This is a genomic window from Amycolatopsis sp. CA-230715 (genome assembly GCF_018736145.1).
Lineage (GTDB): Bacteria > Actinomycetota > Actinomycetes > Mycobacteriales > Pseudonocardiaceae > Amycolatopsis.
Window position 1 is genome coordinate 8,071,199 of the sequence record NZ_CP059997.1, and the last position, 19,428, is coordinate 8,090,626.

14 protein-coding genes are annotated in these 19,428 nt (G+C 69.6%); 9 read left to right on the forward strand and 5 right to left on the reverse strand.

Going from position 1 to position 19,428, the window contains the following annotated elements; genetic code table 11:
- Positions 1-81: 81 nt before the first annotated feature.
- From HUW46_RS38015 to HUW46_RS38030, 4 genes are read right to left on the reverse strand one after another with little or no spacing between them, the layout of a single operon-like run.
- Complete coding sequence (locus tag HUW46_RS38015; RefSeq protein ID WP_215543537.1) at positions 82-1,380, reverse strand: glutamate synthase-related protein; 1,299 nt, start codon at positions 1,378-1,380, stop codon at positions 82-84.
- Positions 1,377-2,387, reverse strand: a complete 1,011-nt coding sequence (locus HUW46_RS38020) for an asparagine synthetase A (RefSeq protein WP_215543538.1) — start codon at positions 2,385-2,387, stop codon at positions 1,377-1,379. Before HUW46_RS38020 ends, HUW46_RS38015 begins: the two co-directional genes overlap by 4 nt.
- 51 nt (positions 2,388-2,438) lie before the next feature.
- Positions 2,439-3,542 (reverse strand): aminotransferase-like domain-containing protein, encoded by a 1,104-nt coding sequence (locus tag HUW46_RS38025; RefSeq protein ID WP_215543539.1) that lies wholly within the window; start codon positions 3,540-3,542, stop codon positions 2,439-2,441.
- A gap of 4 nt (positions 3,543-3,546) precedes the next feature.
- Positions 3,547-4,650: an alpha-hydroxy acid oxidase gene (locus HUW46_RS38030; protein ID WP_215543540.1), complete on the reverse strand. Its 1,104-nt coding sequence runs from the start codon at positions 4,648-4,650 to the stop codon at positions 3,547-3,549.
- A gap of 241 nt (positions 4,651-4,891) precedes the next feature.
- Between HUW46_RS38030 and HUW46_RS38035 the strand changes: the two genes are divergently transcribed.
- The 3 genes from HUW46_RS38035 to HUW46_RS38045 all read left to right on the forward strand — a co-directional run bounded on the left by HUW46_RS38035 (position 4,892) and on the right by HUW46_RS38045 (position 8,299).
- Positions 4,892-5,899 carry a TauD/TfdA family dioxygenase gene (locus HUW46_RS38035; RefSeq protein WP_215543541.1) on the forward strand — a complete coding sequence of 336 codons (1,008 nt, stop codon included), beginning with the start codon at positions 4,892-4,894 and terminating at the stop codon, positions 5,897-5,899.
- Positions 5,900-6,132: 233 nt separating this feature from the next.
- Positions 6,133-6,828: a class I SAM-dependent methyltransferase gene (locus tag HUW46_RS38040; protein ID WP_254125310.1), complete on the forward strand. Its 696-nt coding sequence runs from the start codon at positions 6,133-6,135 to the stop codon at positions 6,826-6,828.
- A 289-nt stretch (positions 6,829-7,117) separates the two neighbouring features.
- On the forward strand, positions 7,118-8,299 hold the full coding sequence (locus HUW46_RS38045; RefSeq protein ID WP_254125312.1) for a nitric oxide synthase oxygenase: 1,182 nt from the start codon (positions 7,118-7,120) through the stop codon (positions 8,297-8,299).
- 47 nt (positions 8,300-8,346) lie between these two features.
- Here the strand turns inward: HUW46_RS38045 and HUW46_RS38050 are convergent, their stop codons facing one another.
- Positions 8,347-9,102 carry a thioesterase II family protein gene (locus HUW46_RS38050; protein ID WP_215543544.1) on the reverse strand — a complete coding sequence of 252 codons (756 nt, stop codon included), beginning with the start codon at positions 9,100-9,102 and terminating at the stop codon, positions 8,347-8,349.
- A gap of 180 nt (positions 9,103-9,282) precedes the next feature.
- Here HUW46_RS38050 and HUW46_RS38055 point away from each other — a divergent pair, with 180 nt between their 5' ends.
- The 6 genes from HUW46_RS38055 to HUW46_RS38080 all read left to right on the forward strand — a co-directional run bounded on the left by HUW46_RS38055 (position 9,283) and on the right by HUW46_RS38080 (position 19,236).
- On the forward strand, positions 9,283-11,676 hold the full coding sequence (locus tag HUW46_RS38055) for a non-ribosomal peptide synthetase (RefSeq protein ID WP_254125314.1): 2,394 nt from the start codon (positions 9,283-9,285) through the stop codon (positions 11,674-11,676).
- Positions 11,673-12,701: a 2,3-diaminopropionate biosynthesis protein SbnB gene (gene sbnB / locus HUW46_RS38060; protein ID WP_215543546.1), complete on the forward strand. Its 1,029-nt coding sequence runs from the start codon at positions 11,673-11,675 to the stop codon at positions 12,699-12,701. The genes HUW46_RS38055 and sbnB overlap by 4 nt, the downstream gene beginning before the upstream one ends.
- A 2-nt stretch (positions 12,702-12,703) precedes the next feature.
- Positions 12,704-13,486: an AfsR/SARP family transcriptional regulator gene (locus HUW46_RS38065; protein WP_215543547.1), complete on the forward strand. Its 783-nt coding sequence runs from the start codon at positions 12,704-12,706 to the stop codon at positions 13,484-13,486.
- 222 nt (positions 13,487-13,708) lie between these two features.
- A complete protein-coding gene (locus HUW46_RS38070) occupies positions 13,709-14,698 on the forward strand; it encodes a TauD/TfdA family dioxygenase (RefSeq protein ID WP_215543548.1) in 990 nt (329 codons plus the stop codon).
- Positions 14,699-14,746: 48 nt separating this feature from the next.
- On the forward strand, positions 14,747-15,733 hold the full coding sequence (gene sbnA, locus HUW46_RS38075) for a 2,3-diaminopropionate biosynthesis protein SbnA (protein WP_215543549.1): 987 nt from the start codon (positions 14,747-14,749) through the stop codon (positions 15,731-15,733).
- Between the two features lie 524 nt (positions 15,734-16,257).
- A complete protein-coding gene (locus HUW46_RS38080) occupies positions 16,258-19,236 on the forward strand; it encodes an AfsR/SARP family transcriptional regulator (RefSeq protein WP_215543550.1) in 2,979 nt (992 codons plus the stop codon).
- Positions 19,237-19,428 lie beyond the last annotated feature (192 nt).

Sequence of the window (19,428 nt, forward strand, 5' to 3'; positions counted from 1 at the left end):
TCGCGGAACGACACCCGTTCATGACAAACGCGCCCGCCTCCAGCCGGAGACGGGCGCGTTCATGTCCTCAGTGGACAGAGGTCAGGTCGTGTCTTGCGTTGCCATGGAGAGGGTCGGGGCCGGTTCGGCGGGGCGGCGGCCGTCGGGTAGCAGGACGTCGTCCCCGTCCAGCGCGTGCGCCGCGTACCTGCCGAGGGAGCTGATGAGCAGCCGCATCTCCAGTTCCAGGCAGCGGACCAGCCGCACCAGGCCGTTCTCGGGGTCTTCTTGCGCCGCGAGCAGCGCCGCGCGGCCGAGGCCGACCGCGGTGGCGCCCAGCGCGAGGCACTTGACCGCGCGCGTGCCTTCCCACATCCGGCCGCTGACCAGCAGGCAGCGCGGCTGCCTTCCGATCCGGCACAGGCATTCGCCGAGCGGGAGCCCGACGTGGTCGGCGAACCCGCGCGGTATCCAGCCGGAACCTGCTTCGGCCCCGTCGACGGTCACGGCGTCCGCACCGCTTTCCCAGGCCACGAGTGCCGCTTCGCGGACGTCACGGCCGGGATGCAGCTTGACCCACACCTTGACGCGGGGGAAGTTGTTGCGCATCAACCGGATCTGCTGGCGGAGGATCTCCTCGGTGAACGTGCCGGGGCTGCTGCTGCGGAGCACGACGCCCGCGTCGGCACCGAAAATCGGGTCCACCGCGTACTGGTCGGCGATCCGGCCCGCCGATTCCGCGTCGACGACCGTCATCCCGCCGAGGCCGGGCTTGGCGCCCTGGCCGACCTTCAGCTCGAACGCGAGCCGACCGGTGTCCAGCAGTGGCTGCGCGGAAGGGTCGCTGTAGGTCAGGTTCCACACCTCGGCGTCGGCGTCCTCCGTGCTCTGCTGCACCACGACGCCACCGAGACCGTCGGGAACGGACTCGGTGTACGCCCTGATCCTGGCGAGCAGGGAACCCTCGGTCTCACTGGTCAGCCTGCCGTACCCGTTCATCGGCACCACGTTTTCGCCGATGACGAGGGGAATGCCCAACCGTCCCGCCTGACGGCTCACCGCGACACCGACGTCGCCCGCCGCGATCTGCGTCGAACCGAACGCCGACACGTACACCGGCATGCTCGCGCGCAGGCCACCGATCGCGGTGTCCAGCACGACGTCGCCGTAGAGCGGCTCACGGCCGAGTTCGATCAGCTTTTCCAGGCGCTGCGGCATGAACACCGGCGGGACGAGCCGGGCGTTGTCGATCAGGTCGAGCGGCGCGGGCGCGTCGTGCGCGCCCGCGCCGAACAACGCGGTGCCGTACTCGCCGTCCGGCGGGAACACCTCCGCGGGGCCCCGCCGCGCTCTCGCACGGACCGCGTCGGCGGGGAAACCCTTTGCGGTGAACGTGGTCACGGGGAGACCACGCCGGGAACCTTGGGGTACGCGCTGGCCTGCCACACCGCGTCCAGGCCGCACAGGTACCGGGTGAGCCGTTCGAGCCCGAGGCCGAAACCGGCGCTGTCGGGGATGCCCTCGCGCACCATGTTCAGGTACCACTCGTACTTCGCCGGGTTCTCCCCGGTTTCGCGCATCCGCGCCATGATCCGGTCGTACTCGAACTCGCGCTCGCTGCCGCTGCTCAGCTCGCCGTACCCCTCGGGGGCGATCAGGTCGAAGTTGTTCAGCTGACCGGGCGTGGTCTTGCTTTCCCGGTCGTAGAACCCGCGCGAGCCCTTCGGGTAGTCGAGGAGGAAGAACGGCACGGTGGCCTTCCTGGCCAGGATTTCCTCGCCAGGCCAGTCGATTTCCGCGTCCGGGCTCTGGTCGTGCTGGTCGTCCTGCAGCGCCTTGACCGCCTCGCTGTGGGTCATCCGGCCGAACGCGGTCCCCGCCAGCACCTCCTTCAGCGGGGCGATGTCGCGGCCCAGTGCTTCGAGCACGTCCGGGATGTCCTCGACCACCCGCCGCACGATGTGCGTGACGAGCCGCTCCAGCACGCCGGTGATCTGCTCGCGCGTCGCACCGGCCATCTCGACGTCGATCTGGTGGAACTCGGCGAGGTGCCGGTGCGTCGCCGAGGCCTCCGGCGGTTCGAGGCGGACGTTCGGCGCGATGTAGAAGATCTTGTCGAAACCGACGAGCGTGGCCTGCTTGTAGAGGATGACGCTGGCCATCAGCTTGTAGCGGTGACCGTAGTAGTCGATGTCGACCTGCTTGGCGCCGCGCACCGCGGGATCGGTGACCGGACCGATCAGCGGCGGCAGGAACTCCATGAATCCCTCGCCGCCGAGGAACTCCCGCGCGGACGCGACGATCTTCTGCTGCACCCGCACCATGTCGCGGGTGACCGGCGAGGACAGGTGCTCCTTCGGTGTCGGCAGGCTGAATCCGGCCTTGCCGTTGGTGAGCTGGGTGGTCATCGAACGCTCCCGTGGTACGTGTCGTGGGTGTGTCGGGTCCCGGTTTCCGCGCTAGCTGAGGCTGGCGGCAAGCCGCTCGACACCGGTGGAGAACTCCTCCGGTGTCATCGCCTGGAAGGGCAGCCTGAGGAACATCGTGTCCACTGTGGACTTCTCGGTGCTCGGGTAGAACGCCGATCCGGAGATCAGCTTGACGCCGGCGCCGAGCGCGCGGTCGAGGAACGCGTCCGGGTCGGACCCGGTCTTGACCCGCACGCCGACGTAGTAGCCGCCGTCGGGCACGGCCATCAGCGCGTCGCCGAGCGAAGACTGCACGCTTCGGACCGCCGCGTCGTGCCGCGGCCGGAGGAAGTCACGGGCGCGCTCGACGTTCTCGGTGACCAGACCGGACCCCAGCGCGCGGGCGGCGACGGCCTGGCACAGTCCGACGGGGGACAGGTACACCCCTTCGGACCTGGTGGCCAGCTCCAGCGCGGTGTCCGCGTCGCTGATCACGTAGCCGATCCGCAGGCCGGGGCTGAGCACCTTGCTCAGCGAACCGAGCGTGATCACCCTGGCCCCCTCGGCCAGTTCCGACAGGCTCGGCAGTGTCTCGCCGTGGAAGCGCAGGTCCCGGTAGGGGATGTCCTCGATGACGGTGAACCCGTACTCGGCGGCGAGGCCGAGCAGTTCCCCGCGCTTGGCCAAGCTGAGCGTGACCCCGCTGGGGTTCTGGAAGTCCGGCACCGTGTAGACGAACGCGGGCACCTCGGCACGGAGCCGCTCGCGCAGGTCCGCCAGGTCCATGCCGTCGGCTTCCAGCGGGATCGAGCTCACCCGTCCGCCGTGCCGTTCGAAGATCCGGGCCGCGCGGTCGTAGGTCGGTCCTTCGACGTACACCGCGGCCCCGCTACCGGACAGCAGGTGCGCGGCCAGCAGGTCCAGCGCCTGGAGCGAGCCGTTGGTCACCAGGATGTGGTCCGGGTCCGCGTCGTGCCGCTTCGCCAGTTGCTCGCGCAGGGTCGGGTCGCCGAGGTAGCGCCCGATCGGCGGGTACTGGAACAGGCGCGGGCCGAGTTCGGCCACCGCCGCTTCGGTGTGCTCGGCGAGTTCGCGCGCCGGAATCGCCTCGATCGGCGGAACTCCCCTGGAGAACTGCACCACGTCTGGATTCACCCTGTCACCGTCCTTCGTTCGCGCTCACCAGGTGAGCGGCGGCGTCGGCGCGGACCACGCAGTCGGGCCCCACCTCGTCCACCGACCCCAAACCCAGTTGCAGCAAGATGTTCTCGATCTCCTGGTGCAGCATGGTCAGCACCGCTTCCACCCCGGCCTGACCGGCGAGCCGCAGGCCCCACAGGTACGGCCTGCCGATGCAGACCGCGCGGGCCCCGAGCGCGAGTGCCTTCACCACGTCCGCGCCGGAGCGGATGCCGCCGTCGACCAGCAGCGCGCACTGGTCCCGCACGCGCGCGGAGATCGCGGCCAGCGCCGGGAGGGTCGGCACGACCCCGTCCAGCTGCCTGCCACCGTGGTTGGACACCACGATGCCCTCGGCGCCGATGTCGACGCACCGCTGCGCGTCCTCCGGGCTGAGCACGCCCTTGACCACCATGGGCACGGTCAGCCTCGACCGGATCCGCTCCAGATCGGGCCAGGTCAGCGGAATCCGGTCGAGCCTGGCGTCGGCCGGGGTGTCGCCGGTCAGGATGCCGAGCATGCGCAGGGTGCCGAAATCGGCGGATTCGGGCATCCGGAACCCCGCCCGGCGCGCGCTGATCCGCTGCGGCCGGTAGTAGGCGTCCACGGTGACCACGATTCCCTTGGCCCCGGCCGCCTGCGCCATGTCGACCATGGCGTCGACGCACGCGAGCGACTGGTACGGGTAGACCTGGAACCAGCAGGCGTCGCCGCCTTCCTTGGCGATGTCCGGGAACGCGTAGTGGGTGTCGGAACTGACCACCGACAGCGTTCCCATCCGCTGCGCGGCCCGCGCCGTGGCCAGCTCGGCCTCGTCGTGCAGGATGCGCTGCGGGCTGGTCGGGCCGAGGACGACGGGCATGGCCAGGTGGTGGCCGAGCACCGAAACCCCGGTCTTCGGCTGGTCGTCGGCGCCGGAGAGCACCCGCGGCCGCAACCAGACGTCCTCGTAGGCAGCGGCGTTCGCCCGGATGCTGCGCTCGGATCCGGCGCCGCCGGACAGGTACGCCCAGCTCGCCCTGTCCAGGCTCGTCCTGGTCGCTTCTTCGAAATCGGCAAGGGTCATCAACGCGGTCAGGTCCACAATGCCTCGCAGCCTCCTCGAGCCATCCGGTCGGGTCGACCGATTCGGCTCCCACGAGGCTAGTTCTTATGGTTTTCGTCTCTATTTTATCCCTATTTCATCGAACTTTTTCTGCTTGGGTATCTGTCGACGTGGAAATTCTTTCCGCTATGCCCGAATAAAATCGGGATGAAATCGATCAGGACTATGCTCGGTGGCACAGTTCGTATTTCCACCGCTGTTAGCAGACCTGGAGGTCGTCGTGACATCGACCGGTACCGAAATGCTCAGATACTCGCTGGACAGCGCTGAGCGGCGGTCGTTCCACGCGCTTGGGGTCGACCTGGCGCACCGGTTCGACAGCGTCACCCGGAACGGCAGGGTGCCCGTCGACGCCGTTCCGTCCGGCCTGCGCGCGTTCCTCCGAGACTTTTCGGACAACCCACCGCCATGCGGTTTCACGCTGATTCGCGGAATCGAGATCGACGAGCTGCCGCCCACCCCGGAAACCAGGACCGACCAGCTGCCGGCCGGGCACAACACCTCGGGCAACCTGCTGCTGGTCGCCGAGGTGCTCGGGTCGATGACCGGGTACGCCGACGAGAAGGACGGCGCGCTCGTCCACGAGGTGCACCCGGTGCGCGGCGAAGAGTCCAGGGTGGAGAACACCGGCTCGATGACCTTCGGCTTCCACACCGAGAACGTGCACCACCCGTTCCGGCCGGACTTCCTGGGGCTGCTGTGCCTTCGCCAGGACCACGACCGGACCGGCGCCGCTCGGTTGTCGTCGATCAGGGAGGCGGTGGCCGACCTGTCCCCGCGGACGATCGCCGTGCTGCGCACCCCGCGGTTCCGCAGCCTTTACCCGACTTCGTTCACCAGGAGCGGATCGGGCGAGCGCCCCTCCTCGCTGCCCCATCCGGTCATCTTCGGCGAGGCTCCCGACTACTTCATGCGCTTCAACGTCCACAACACCTACTCGCTCGACGACGAGGGAACGGCCGCGCTGGAGGAGCTGACCGCGGCGCTGGACCGCAACCTCCGGCAGATCCTGCTCGAGCCGGGGGACCTCGTCGTCATCAACAACCACATCGCCGCGCACGGCCGCTCCGGGTTCACGCCGAGGTACGACGGCTACGACCGGTGGTTGCGCCGCTTCTACTCGCTGCGCGCCACCCCGGACTGGGTGCGGGACAGCATGCCGATACCGCGCGTGCTGCCGCCGCTGTCCGAACTCGACACCGACCGGGTCGCGCGGGCGACCGCCTGAGAAGCGGTTCGTCGAGGTCGGCGGGCCGGAGCGGCGACCACCCTGCTGGGGCAGCGGCCGGGTCAGTAGTATCCCGGGCAGGCCGGATGCCAGAGATTGGCTACCAAGGAGTTGACACGCAGGTCGGGGCCTGCCGGGTGACGTCCCGTGGTGGGAACCACGGCCACCGGCGCCCTCCAGCTCGACCCGACCCGCGGTTGAACCACCCAGTTAGGACAGCATTGAACGAGAAGTTGCCTGAGATCTCCTTCGACTTCGTCGCCGATCTCTACCGGAAGTACGCCGACGACCTGCGCGCCGTTCGTGAGGAGCAGCGCGCGCTGCGCGCCGCGAACACCAGCGTCAAGGCGCAGCTGGACGATCTCGAAGCCGAGATCACCTACCTGCTGGTGCGGGACCGGCGCCCCGAGGTGGTCGTGGAGATCGGTGCCCTGCACGGGTGGTCCACCACGTGGATGCTGCGCGCGCTGCGGGACAACGGGACCGGGCACCTCTACACGCACGACATCATCGACAACGCCCGGCACAACGTGCCCGAGGAACTGGCCGAAGGCCGCTGGACCTTCGTGCACGGTGACGCCCGCGAGAAGCTCGCCGGCCACGAGCACAAGATCGACTACCTGTTCGTGGACGCGGCGCACACCGCCAAGTTCGCGCGCTGGTACGTCACCGAGCTGTTCCCGACCGTCCCGGCGGGGGTGCCGGTCAGCGTGCACGACATCTTCCACGGCAAGCGGCCGTGGCCGTTCAGCGAGGGCAAGGTCGTGCTGGCCTGGCTGGCCCAGCGCGGCATCGGCTACTTCACGCCGTCGCGCGCGGCCGCTCCCGACGTGAACCGGCGGCTGTTCGAGCTCAAGGACACCCTCGACCTGAGCGGGGCGGTGCACACCGGGCGGGACAACCCGATGCTCTACTTCCGCATGAAGTAGGCGGCGGAGCCGAGGAGCGAGCGCTGGGGCGATCCGCCCCAGCGCTTCTTTTTTCGCCGTCGATGCCGCACTCGATGAACACCTCCCTTTTCATCGGGACCGAGACGGCAAACCGAAATCGATATTCGCCCGATAGGTCTGGTAACTAGCTTGGGCGACGATATCGACAGCGCCTGCTGAGGCGTTACCCGTTGGGAGGACGGAATATGGCGGTGCCAGGTCGGCGTTGTCCAGCGCGTGCCGTTCCGAGTCCGGCATTTCCCGCGTTGACGATTCGGCGCGTGGTGACGTGACCGATCTCGCCGCGGCGGAGGAGTTCATCGAACTGTTCCACGCAGAAAATCCCAACGCCGGCTCGGTGCGCGATCGAATCGCCTGGGTCCGGGCGGAAATCGACGAGACCGGCACCTACCAGCACACCGAGGACGAACTCGCCTTCGGCGCCAGAGTCGCCTGGCGCAACAGCGCCCGCTGCATCGGCAGGCTCTACTGGAAGAGCCTGCGCGTGCGCGACCTGCGCTCGGCCGAGGACGCGAGCAGCGTCGCCACGCACTGCGCGGAGCATCTCCGCCTCGCCACCAACAAGGGCAAGATCCGCCCGCTGATCAGCGTTTTCGCCCCCGACCGGCCGGACGCCCCCGGGCCGAGGATCTACAACGACCAGCTCATCCGCTACGCCGGGTACCCCGAGCCGGACGGCAGCACCGTCGGCGACCCCCAGTACACCGGTTTCACCAAGACCGTCACGGCGATGGGCTGGCAGGCGCCGAAGTCCCGGGGCGCCTTCGACGTCCTCCCGCTGCTCATCGAGACACGTGACGAGGGCCAGCTCCTGTTCACCCTGCCGCGGAAGGTGGTCAAGGAGGTGCCGCTGCGCCATCCGGAATTCGACTGGTTCGCCGAACTCGGCCTGCGCTGGCACGCGGTGCCCGCGATCAGCAACATGCGGCTGTGCATCGGCGGGATCTCGTACCCGGCCGCGCCGTTCAACGGCTGGTACATGGGTACCGAGATCGGCGCGCGCAACCTCACCGACGCCGACCGCTACGACCTGCTCGGCGTCGTCGCCGACCGGCTCGGCTTGGACCGCTCGGACGAACGCACCCTCTGGCGCGACCGCGCCGCGGTCGAGATCAACCGCGCCGTCCTGCATTCCTACGCCGAGGACGGCGTGACCATCACCGACCACCACACCGAATCCCACCGCTTCCTCGCCCACGTCGCGAAGGAAGGGCGCGCGGGGCGCGGCTGCCCCGCCGACTGGAGCTGGATCGTCCCGCCCATGTCCGGCGGCCTCACCCCGGTCTTCCACCGCTACTACGACGACCCCGAGACCACCGGGCCCCAGTTCGTCCTCGACCCGGAGTCCGTCCAGCGCGGTCAGCACGGCGGGCCGCGGTGCTTCGCGGAACCGGAGCGCCCGCGCCGGGACACCGCGCCGGTGCTCGTCACGGGCGGCTCGGCAGGCTGAGCCGGCGGCGGGTCGTCATCGGGCCGCGCCCGATGACGACCCGGCGGTCAGCTCAGGCGCTCTGCGACGTGGCGCAGCATCTCGGTCTGGTCGTGGAGCAGGTAGAAGTGATCGCCAGGGAAGGCCCGGCAGGTGAAATCGGACGTGGTGACCTCGGACCAGTAGCCCATGTCCTCCGCCGAGACGTCCTGGTCCTCCGTGCCGACGAGTGCGTCGATCGGCGCCGTGATGGTGCGGATCGTCGACTGTGGACCGTAGTTCGCCACGAGTGCGTGGTCGGCGCGGATGGCGGGCAGGACCATTTCGCGCATCTCCGGGTCGTCGGCGAGATCGGCCTCCGCGTTGCCGAACCGGCGCAGCTCCTTGACCAGGTCGTCGTCGTTGAGCAGGTACGTCTCGTCGTGCGGCAACCGGTGCGGCGCGGGACGGGCCGACACGAACAGCCGGGTGATGCGGTGGTCGTACCGTTCTTCCAGCCGGGCCGCGAGCTCGTGCGCCACCGACGCGCCGAGGCTGTGCCCGAGGAAGGCGACCGGCACGGTCAGCAACGGCTGGATCGTCGTGCTGATCGCGTCGAGGAGGACGTCCATCTGCTCGATGGGCTCTTCGACGAGCCGGTCCTGCCGTCCAGGGCACTGGACGCCGACCACTTCGACGTCTTCGGGAAGGTCGTTGTGCCACAAGCGGAACACGCTCGCCGCGGCGCCCGCGTGCGCGAAGCACACCAGGCGGACGCGGGGCGCCGGAACCTTTCGGAAAGTGCGGAACCAGAGCGCCGTCGAGTCGGCGGAAATGTTTCCCATGTGTCCCCCTAGATTTCCTGCAGGGTAGCGCACAATGGCCGGATGGTCGATAGCGGGCCATCGGGAAAAGAAGCTGATAACGACCGGAAATCGTCGCGGATTAGCTTCCTCCCCGAAGCACTTCGTGCCCGTGTTCCCGCGTGGGACTTCGCTGCGCCCCGCGGTGACTGGAGGAAGCCTGTGACTGCGCTGTCCGAGGGTGGCGTGATACGGATTCCGCGTTGGGTCGCGGATCGGAACCGATCCGCCGACGAGTTCGGCGAATACACCGTCGGGGATCTCGACGGCCTCACGGCGGAGGTCCGCGAACTCGCCGGGGAATTCGCGGTGCCGGAATCCACCGTGCTGCTGGCCGCGCACGCCGCGGTGCTGCGCGTGCTGACCGGCGAACCGAGGGTGTCGTGCGGTCTCGCCGCCGGCGAGACGATCGTCCCGTGTGGACTGCCCGTGCCCGACGGGCCGTGGGCGGAGCTGATCCGCGCCGCGGCCGACGCCGGATCCGGCGTCGGCCCACCGGGGGAGACGGTCGTGGACGCGGCAGGCGTCCGGGATCGGCTGCCGGACGGGACGGTCCTCTCCGTCGCGTTGGACCACGGTTCGGCACGGCTGCGGCTGACCTACCGCACGGACGTCGCCGACGAGGCGTACGCGGCCCGGCTGGCCGGGTACCACCTGGCGGCGCTGCGTGCCATGGTCGACGACCCGGGTGCCGCGCGGGAGGCGCGGAGCCTGCTGTCCGCCGAAGAACTCGAGTACCAGGAACGGGAATTCGCCGGCCCGCATCGCGAGCTGCCCGATCTCCGCTGCCACGAGGTGTTCGAACAACGGGTTCGCGCGCATCCGGACGCGATCGCCGCGTCGTGCGCGGGAAACCAGCTCACCTACCGGGAGCTGAACGACAACGCCAACCGCGTCGCGCACGCGTTGCTGGGCAACGGTTCGCGGCCGGAGGACGTCGTCGCCGTGGTCACCGACCGCAACCTGGACTGGCTGGCCTGCGTGCTCGGGGTTTTCAAAGCGGGCGCCGCGTACCTGCCGATCGAACCGCACTTCCCCGCCGAGCGCGTCGCCACCATGGTGCGGCGGAGCGAATGCCGGTTCGTCCTGGTCGAACCGGCCCATTCGGCCGCGCTCGCCTCGGTGGCGGGCCCGACCGTGCTGGCCGTCGACGACTGCGTCGGCGAGGGCCCGACGCACGACGCCGGGGTGCCCGTGGCCGCGGACCAGCTCGCCTACATCTACTTCACCTCGGGTTCCACCGGTGAGCCCAAGGGCGCCATGTGCGAACACGCCGGTCTGCTCAACCACCTGTTCGCCAAGATCGACGACCTCGGCATCCGGGCGGACACCGTGGTGGCCCAGACCGCGCCGCAGTGCTTCGACATTTCGTTGTGGCAGCTGGTTTCCGCACTGATGGTCGGCGGCAGGACCCTCGTCATCGGCCAGGACTCGGTGCTGGACGTGAACCGCTTCGTCGACGAGGTCGTACTCGGTGAGGTCGAGGTGCTCCAGGTCGTTCCGTCCTATTTGGACGTCGTGCTGGCCGGGTTCGAAGGGCGGAACGGCGATCTCGGACGGCTGCGCGTCGTGTCCACCACCGGCGAGGCGCTCAAGGCCGACCTGGTGCGGCGCTGGTTCGCGCGGTTCCCCACGATCAAGGTGGTCAACGCCTACGGCCTCACCGAGACCTCGGACGACACGAACCACGAAGTGCTCGACGGCCCGCCCGCCACCGATCGGATCTCGCTCGGCCCCCCGGTCGCCAACGTGCTGCTCACCGTCGCCGACGAGTGGCTGCGGCCGGTGCCCCTCGGCGCGCCCGGCGAGATCGTGGTCGCGGGCGTGTGTGTCGGGCGCGGCTACATCAACGACGAGCAGCGCACCAAGCTCAGCTTCCTGCCCGATCCCGCGCGCGAGGGCGGGCGGCTGTACCGGACGGGCGATTTCGGCCGCTGGAGCCAGGACGGCAAGCTCGACTACCTCGGCAGGCGCGACGCCCAGGTCAAGATCAGGGGGTTCCGGGTCGAGATCGACGAGGTCGAGAACCGGCTGTTGCGGGTCGATGGCGTGCGGGACGCGGCCGTGGTGGTCGTCGGCGAGGGCAACGCGAGCCGTCTCGTCGCGTTCTACCGCACGGCAGGCGTCCCGGCCGAGCAGGTGCGGACCACGCTGGCGGGCTGGCTGCCCGAGTACATGGTTCCCTCGCTGTTCCACGTGCTCGACGTGTTCCCGTTGACGGGCAACGGAAAGGTCGACAAGAAGGCACTCGTCCGGGTGGCGGGCGAACTCGCCGACGACCCGGCGTCCCGCGCGGCTCCCGGCACCGAAACGGAGCGCAGGCTGGCTGGCGAGTGGGCGAAGGTGCTGGGCATCGCCGAGGACCAGATCGGCAGGCACGACGACTTCTTCGACCGCGGCGGCACCTCGCTGGCCGCGGTCCGGTTGATGATCGGACTGGACCGCGTCGTGTCGCTGCGCGACCTGTCCGCCCATCCGGTACTGGCCGATCTCGCCGCCGTCATCGACAGCCGGACCGCGGGCCACCCCGACAGCGATCACGGAGAGGAAGCATGACCGAATTCACCGTTCCGCCGTTCGCCGTCATCTCGGGCGGCCAGGTCCAGCGCGCGCTCGCCGGTGCCGAGAAGGACGTCGTCGAACTGATCGAGTACGCCTACCGGACGCACGGGGCAGGGGACACGGTCAACCCGCCGTCCTACTTCCTGCGGTTCCCCGACCGGCCGAGCTCGCGCATCATCGCGCTGCCCGCGTCGATCGGCGGTGCCACCGAGGTCGACGGTCTCAAGTGGATTTCCAGCTTCCCGGAGAACGTGTCGGCGGGGATCCCGAGGGCGTCCGCGGTGCTGATCCTCAACGACCAGAAGACCGGATACCCGTTCGCGTGCATGGAAAGTTCGATCATCAGCGCGACGCGCACCGCGGCGTCGGCCGCGCTGGCCGCGGACTGGCTGACCAGGACCCGGTCCCGGCCCGCCCGGCTCGGCATCGTGGGCAGCGGGCTGATCGCGCGGTACATCAGGTCCTTCCTCGCCGGGACCGGGTGGTCGTTCGAGGACGTCGGGATCTTCGACACGAACCCGGAGCACGCCGAAGGGTTCCGCGCACACCTGGAGCAGTCCGGTGAACCGGGGCGGATCACCGTGCACGAGCGGGCCGAGGACCTGATCCGCGGCTCGGACCTGATCGTGTTCGCGACCGTGGCGGGCACACCGCACGTGACCGATCCGGCGTGGTTCGAGCACGGCCCCGTGGTGCTGCACGTGTCCCTGCGCGATCTCGCACCGGAGATCCTGCTGTCCGCGGTCAACATCGTCGACGACGTCGAGCACTGCCTGAAGGCCGACACCTCGCCGCATTTGGTCGAACAGCGCACCGGGAACCGCGATTTCCTGGCGGGCACGCTGTACGACGTGCTGACGGGACGGGTCGATCTCCCCGCCGAGGGCACGGTGGTGTTCTCGCCGTTCGGTCTCGGCGTGCTCGACCTCGCCGTCGGCAAGAAGGTGTACGAGGACGTGCGCGCGACCGGGGAACTCGCCGTGATCGACGACTTCTTCCACGAACTGCGCCGGTACTGACGGTGGACCCCTCGATCGGATTTCGGCTGCTCGGCCCGCTCGAGGTGCGCGTGCGCGACGTGCCGGTCCCGATCACCGCGCAGCGCGAATCGGTGATCATGGCCGCGCTGCTGTGCCACGCGGACACCCTGGTGTCGACGGAGCAACTCGTCGACGCGGTCTGGGACGGCGTGCTGCCGGCCAACCCGGCCAACCAGATCGCGATCTGCGTGCTGGCCCTGCGCACCAAGCTCGCCGCGGCGGGCGCGCCCAAGGACCTCATCGCGACCAGGGCGCCCGGCTACTTCGTCCGGCTCGACGACGCACAGCTGGACACCCGGCTGGTGGACGAGTGCGTCGCGCGCGCCGAGGAGGCCGAGGAAGCGGGCCGGTTGGAGGAGGCGTTGGCGCACCTGCGCGCGGCGTTGGGCCAGTGGCGCGGTCCGGTGCTCAGCGGGATGCGCAGCCGCTGGCTGAAATCGGAGATCGTGCGGTGGGAGGAACGGCGGGTCGCGCTGTCCGAGTGGTGCATCCAGCTGGAGTTGGATCTGGGCCACCATCACCGGGTGATCGGCGAACTGTCGGCGATGGTGGCCGACGCCGGTCTGCGGGAGCGGCCGCGCGAGCAGCTGATGATCGCGCTGTACCGGGCGGGCCGGTCGGCTCAGGCGTTGAGCGTGTACCGGGTGACCAGGCGGATGTTCCTGGCGGAGCTGGGGATCGAGCCGAGCAAGCACCTGCGCGGTGTGCACGACGCGATTCTGGCCAGCACCCTGAGCATGACGCCGGCGGCAAGGAAATCGTGAGAAGGGTCGCCGTTCCCGCTGGGGGAGTACGAGAACGGCGACCGCATCGGAGCATTCGGCCGTGGTACGACCGAATGCGCGAAGGCTAGTGGCACCGGATATTGGATCTTGTTCGAATAACTCGTCGGGACCGCGATTTTTCGAAATCGTCGATATCTGCTCAATAAGTGTGATCACTAACGTCGGCGACGAGATGCCGAGCGAACCAGGGGGAGTCCGGTCATGACGAACGCGAGCCAGCAGGCGCTGCGGTCTTCGTTCGCCGAAACGCTTCCCGCCGAGACCGACCCGGGCGGCCGGGTCGTGGTGCGCGCCGACGGCATCGCCGAGGATTGGCTGACGGCGCACGGCGACGCGCTGCGCGCGGCCGTCACCGAGCACGGTGCCGTGCTGGTGCGCGGCCTGGACCTGCGGGACATCGACCAGGTCGTCGGCGCCTACCGGGCGCTGCCGGTCGAGCTCCTGACCGATCGGGAGGCGTTCGCCCCGCGGTCGGTGTACGCCGACGGCGTGTACTCGTCGTCGCAGTGGCCCGCCGACCAACCGATGTGCATGCACCACGAGCTCAGCTACGCGGGCACGGTTCCCGGCCTGCTCGCGATGGCGTGCCTGCGCGCACCGGAGGAAGGCGGGGCGACGGCGACCGCGGACGCCGCGGCGGTGCTGGCCGCGCTGCCCTCGGACGTGGTCGACCGGTTCACCGAGCACGGCTGGTCGCTGGTTCGCAGCTACAACGGCGAAGTGGGCGTTTCGCTCGCCGAGTCGTTCGGCACCGACGACCGGGCCGAGATCGAGAACTACTGCCGTGCCAACGGCATCGAGTTCGACTGGGGCGTCGACGGCGCGCTCCGGACCCGCCAGCGCCGACCGGCCGTGCTCCGGCACCCGGTGACGGGGGTGGACTGCTGGTTCAACCAGATCGCGTTCCTCAACGAGTGGACGATGGCGCCGGAAGTGCGCCAGTACCTCGTCGACGTCTACGGCGCGGACGGGTTGCCGTTCACCACGCGCTTCGGCGACGGAAGCCCGATCGACGAAGGCGTCGTCGAGGCGATCAACGCCGTGTACGAGGCGCACACGGTGCGCCACCCGTGGCAGGCGGGCGAGCTGATGCTGGTGGACAACATCCGCACCGCGCACAGCACCGAGCCCTACGCCGGTGACCGCCAGATCGTCGTCGCCATGGCGGAGCCGGTTCGACGCGATGCCTGATCGCCTGCCCGCGCGGCGAGCGTCCGGGCACCGAGGAGGAGTGACACCGTGCCGGTCATCTCGGCCCCCCAGGACTTCAACGAGGAGGACCTCTTCGTCGACCTCCTGCCGGTGTTCGGCAGGTCGCTGTTCCTGAAGTGCGAAGGGTTCAACTTCGCCGGCTCGATCAAGCTCAAGGCCGCGGCGCGCATGCTCGACGCCGCGGAACGGGAGGGACGGGTCACGCCGGACTCAGTACTGGTCGAGTCCTCGTCGGGCAATCTCGGCCTCGCGCTGAGCGTGCTCGCCGCGAACCGGGGCCTGCGGTTCGTGTGCGTCACCGACTCCCGGTGCAACCTCGCCACCAGACGGATGATGGAGGCGCTGGGCGGCACCGTGCACGTGATCGCCGAACCGGACGCCGACGGCGGTTTCCTCGGCGCGCGCCTCGACTACGTTCGCGCCCTGTGCGCATCGGACAGCCGATACGTGTGGCTCAACCAGTACGCGAACCCGAACAACTGGAAGGCCCACTACGAGACGACGGCGCCCGCCATCCTCAACCAGTTCCCCGATCTGGACGTCCTGTTCGTCGGCGCGGGCACCACCGGCACGCTCATGGGCTGCGCCCGGTTCTTCCGCGCCAGGAGCGAGCGGGTGCGGATCGTCGCCGTGGACAGTGTGGGCTCGGTCACGTTCGGCGGCCCGTCGGGGCCGAGGATGATCCCCGGACTCGGTACCAGCGTGCGGCCCGCGCTGCTGGACGAGTCCCACGTGGACGACGTGGTCATGGTGCCGGAGCCGGACACGGTGCGCACCTGCCACCGGTTGGCCGCGCGGGGTTTCCTGTTCGGCGGATCGACCGGAACGGTGGTCAGCGGGGCGCTGGGCTGGCTGGCCGAACGCCCGGACTGGCAAGGCGTCGCCGTGGCGATCGCGCCGGACCTCGGCGAGCGCTATCTGGATTCGGTGTACCAGAACGACTGGCTGCACGGTGTCGACGGAGAAGACGTGCTGCGCCCGAACGGCCTGACCGCGGGCACCTCCCTGGCCTGAACCCGGCGCGGTCCGGCGGGGCCCTTTTCGTGAATACGGTGCTGAAAAGCGCTCGGACCAGGCTTTATTGGCGACTCGGCAGGCGGCGGGGGCATTTCCTCGCGGACATTACTCCGTTGAGCCCATACCATGCCCCCTAATGTGGGTCCAGTCCCCTATGTCTGTATGCAGTGGTGGACAGCACCGGGGTTCTGCGTAGACTGATCGACATCGAGCTGTTATAGGGACTAACCGCTCGTAGTGGAGCGGAACAGGTGATCGATAGCCCATGGGGGGACGGTGATCGAGCGGCATTCGCTGTTTTCGACAAGACGAGTTCGATAATTGTCGGAGAGTGGCGCGGTGTCACTCCAGGTGCGGGTGTGTGACGGCTGGCGCCGATGACATATCCGCCGATAGTTCCGATCCATGGGGGCATAGATCGCAATCTGGCGAGGCTACGATTTCACGTGGTCATGCGGGACCGACGTCGTCGGCGCGGGTCTGATGACCACGGGGTGTTCGAGGAAGGGCCGGAGCCGAGCATGCGCCTGAACGTGCTCGGTCCGCCCGTCGTACTCGACGACGAAGGTCACGAAGTGCCCGTGCCGAGGGGCAAACCCGGCAGGCTGCTCGTGCTGCTGGCGGTCCGCCGCGGGCAAACCGCGAGCACGGACGCGTTGATGAGCGCGCTGTGGGGCGAGCGCCCGCCGCGGTCGGCGTCGGCGAACCTGCAGAGCTACATCTCCGCGCTGCGCTCGATGCTGGACGCCGCGACCCCGTCCGGTGGCCAGCGCCTTCGCTTCGATTCCGGCGGCTACCAACTGCGGCTGGAGTCCGAGGAATGCGACCTGTTCGAATTCGAACAGCTCTTGATCAGCGGTCGTCGCGCCGCGCGGGGCGGCGACCACCAGCGCGCCGCGACGACGTTGCGGCGCGCGGTCCGGCTCTGGCAGGGCAACCCGTTCGCCACGTCGACCTCCTCCGGCCTCGCCGGGCCCGCGTTGGTCACCGGCGAGGCCCAGGTGTGGGACGAGGTCTGGCTTACCGCGTACGAGGACTGCGTCGAGGCGGAGCTCGCGGTCGAACCGAGGACCAGCCTCGTGCCGGAGCTGCGCCGGATGCTGGTGGAGAACCCGGTGCGGGAGCGCCTGCACCTGTTGCTGATGGAGGCGTTGTGGGCCATCGGCGACTCGGCGGCGGCGTTGAGCACCTACGCCGACGCGCGCGCGACGCTGGTGGCCGAACTCGGGATCGAACCGAGCACGCCGTTGCGGGACCTGCACACCAGGATCCTGCGCGGGGAAACGCTGGACCAGGTCGTGCCGGTCGCCGAACCGGCCGCGCCCGCGAGCGGTGTGGCCGATCCGCAGGTCTGCCGCCAGCTGCCGAGGGACATTCCGGACTTCACCGGCAGGGACGCCGTGGTCATGTCGTTGTGCGCACAGCTCACCGACACCGATTCGGTCAGCGTCGCCGCGCTCACCGGTCCGGCGGGTGCCGGCAAGACGACGCTGGCCGTGCACATCGCGCACCAGGTGGCCGACCGGTTTCCCGACGGCCAGCTCTACGTCGGCCTCGGCGGGGGAGGCGGACCGGTCCGGGAACCGGACCAGGTACTCGCCGGTCTGCTGGGCAACCTCGGCCTGCCGAGTTCGGCGGTACCGGCGGGGCTGGAGGACAGGGCTGCCCTGTTCCGCTCGACGCTGGCCGGGCGCAGGGTGCTCGTCGTGCTCGACGACGTGGTGGACGCTCAGCAGGTGCTTCCGCTGCTGCCGGGAACACCGGGCAGCACCGTGCTGGTCACCAGCCGGAACCGGCTGGTGGACCTGGCCACGAGCGCCCGCGTCGAGCTGGGTGCTTTCACCTCGCAGGAAGGGCGGGCGCTGCTGGCCGCCGTGATCGGCGCGGACCGCGTCGATGCCGAACCCGCCGTCGCCGACGAACTGCTCGCGCTGACCGAAGGGCTTCCGCTCGCGGTCAGGGCGGTGTCCGTGCGGTTGGCGACCCGGCCGAAGTGGTCGCTCGGCTCGCTGCTGGCCCGGCTGAGGCAGGAGGCGAGATCCGCCGATCCGGGCAGGCTGCTCGACGAGCTGGCGGTCGGCGATCTGGACGTGCGGACCGGGTTCGCCATGACCTACATGGCACTCGAAGAGCCGAGGGACAAGGCCGCGTTCCGCCGGTTCGCCCTCGCCGGCGTCTCCGATCTCCCGCCGTGGGCGATGTCGGCGCTGGCCGGGTCGTCCGATTTCGACCGCACGCTCGGCAGGCTGCTGGACTGCCACCTGGTCGAACCGTTCCACGCCGCGGACGAGCGGTACCGCATGCACGATCTCCTGCGCCGTTACGCCGCAACGGAATGCGCCGCCGTCGACGGTGATCCCACCGCCGACAGCCAGGCCCGTGCCGCGCTGCGGCGGCTGTTCGACGCCACTCGCGCGCTGGTGGGGGTGGCGTACCGGGCGCTGCCGACCCCGGCGGACTGGCTCCCGCCGATCGGTCCCGAACCGTCCGGCCCGGTGCCGCTGGAGCGCGCGCTCGTCGCCGACGACCCGATGTCGTGGTGTGCCAACGAAATCGGGCTGCTGGTCGCCGTGCTGACCGAGGCGGCCGCGGCGGGCTGGCGGCACGAGGTGCTCGACACCGTCGAGCGGCTCGGCGGCTTTCTCGCCATGCGGAGCAGATTGGACGAGACCGAGCGGTTGTACTCGGAGCTGGCCCGGTTCCCCGAACCGGACCACCTGGTGACCGCGCACGTCCAGTACGGGCTCGCCATGGCCAAGATGATGGAGGGCAGGCTGGCCGAGGCGGCCGTGGTGTTCGGTGGCTGCGCGGCGCGGTTCGACCAGCTGGGCGAACCGGTGGGGCTCGCGCACAGCTTGACCTTCCTGAGCTTCTGCCGGAACTACGAGGGCCGGACCGAGGACGCGGACCGGCTCGCCCGGCGCGCGGTGGCCGTCTCGGCGGACATCGGCGACACCCGGTGCCGGATCAGGGCGCTGCGCCAGCTCGGCGCGGTGTCCGTCACGCAGGGGCGCGCGCAGGACGGTGTCCGGCTGCTCGAACAGGCGCTGGAACTGTCCACCGGCGCCGGTGTCCCGGACGTCGAAGCGATGGTGCTGAGCAGTTTGGCCAAGGCACTGGCCGAAACGCGGGAACTGGCCAGGGCCGACGAGGTGTGCCGCCGCGCCGCGGACCTGCTCGACCACCTCGCCCAACCGGCGGCCCGTGCCTATGTCCGGCTCATCCAAGGGGAAATCGCCGAACTGCGCGGCGAGCACCGCAGCGCCATCGAGGCGGCGGAGACATCGCTGTGGGCGTTCCGTGAACTGGGCGACCGGCGGGGCGAGGCGTCCGCGGGATTTCGGTTGGCCGCCAACGAACTCCGGCTGGGTTTTCCGGTGCGCGCCGTGCCGCTGCTGCGCTCCGCCGTGCGCATCTTCGACCAGCTCGGCCTGCGCGCGCTCGCCCGTCAGGCGGAGGACGCGCTCGCGTCCGCGACCGGAGCGCTCCTCGCGCACTGAGGCGCCGATGCCGTCATATGACGGCAACATCGCGTCATGTGGCTGCAATATGGGGCGTCTATGGCGGTACTCCTACGGTGGAAGTAGCGCTTCCGTTACTGGGGGTACGTAGGTGGAAGCCGGTCGCTGAAGGCTCTTCGCGGAGTTCGACGGCGACTGACGATTCCGCCCGGCGATCGACTGGGGGATGGG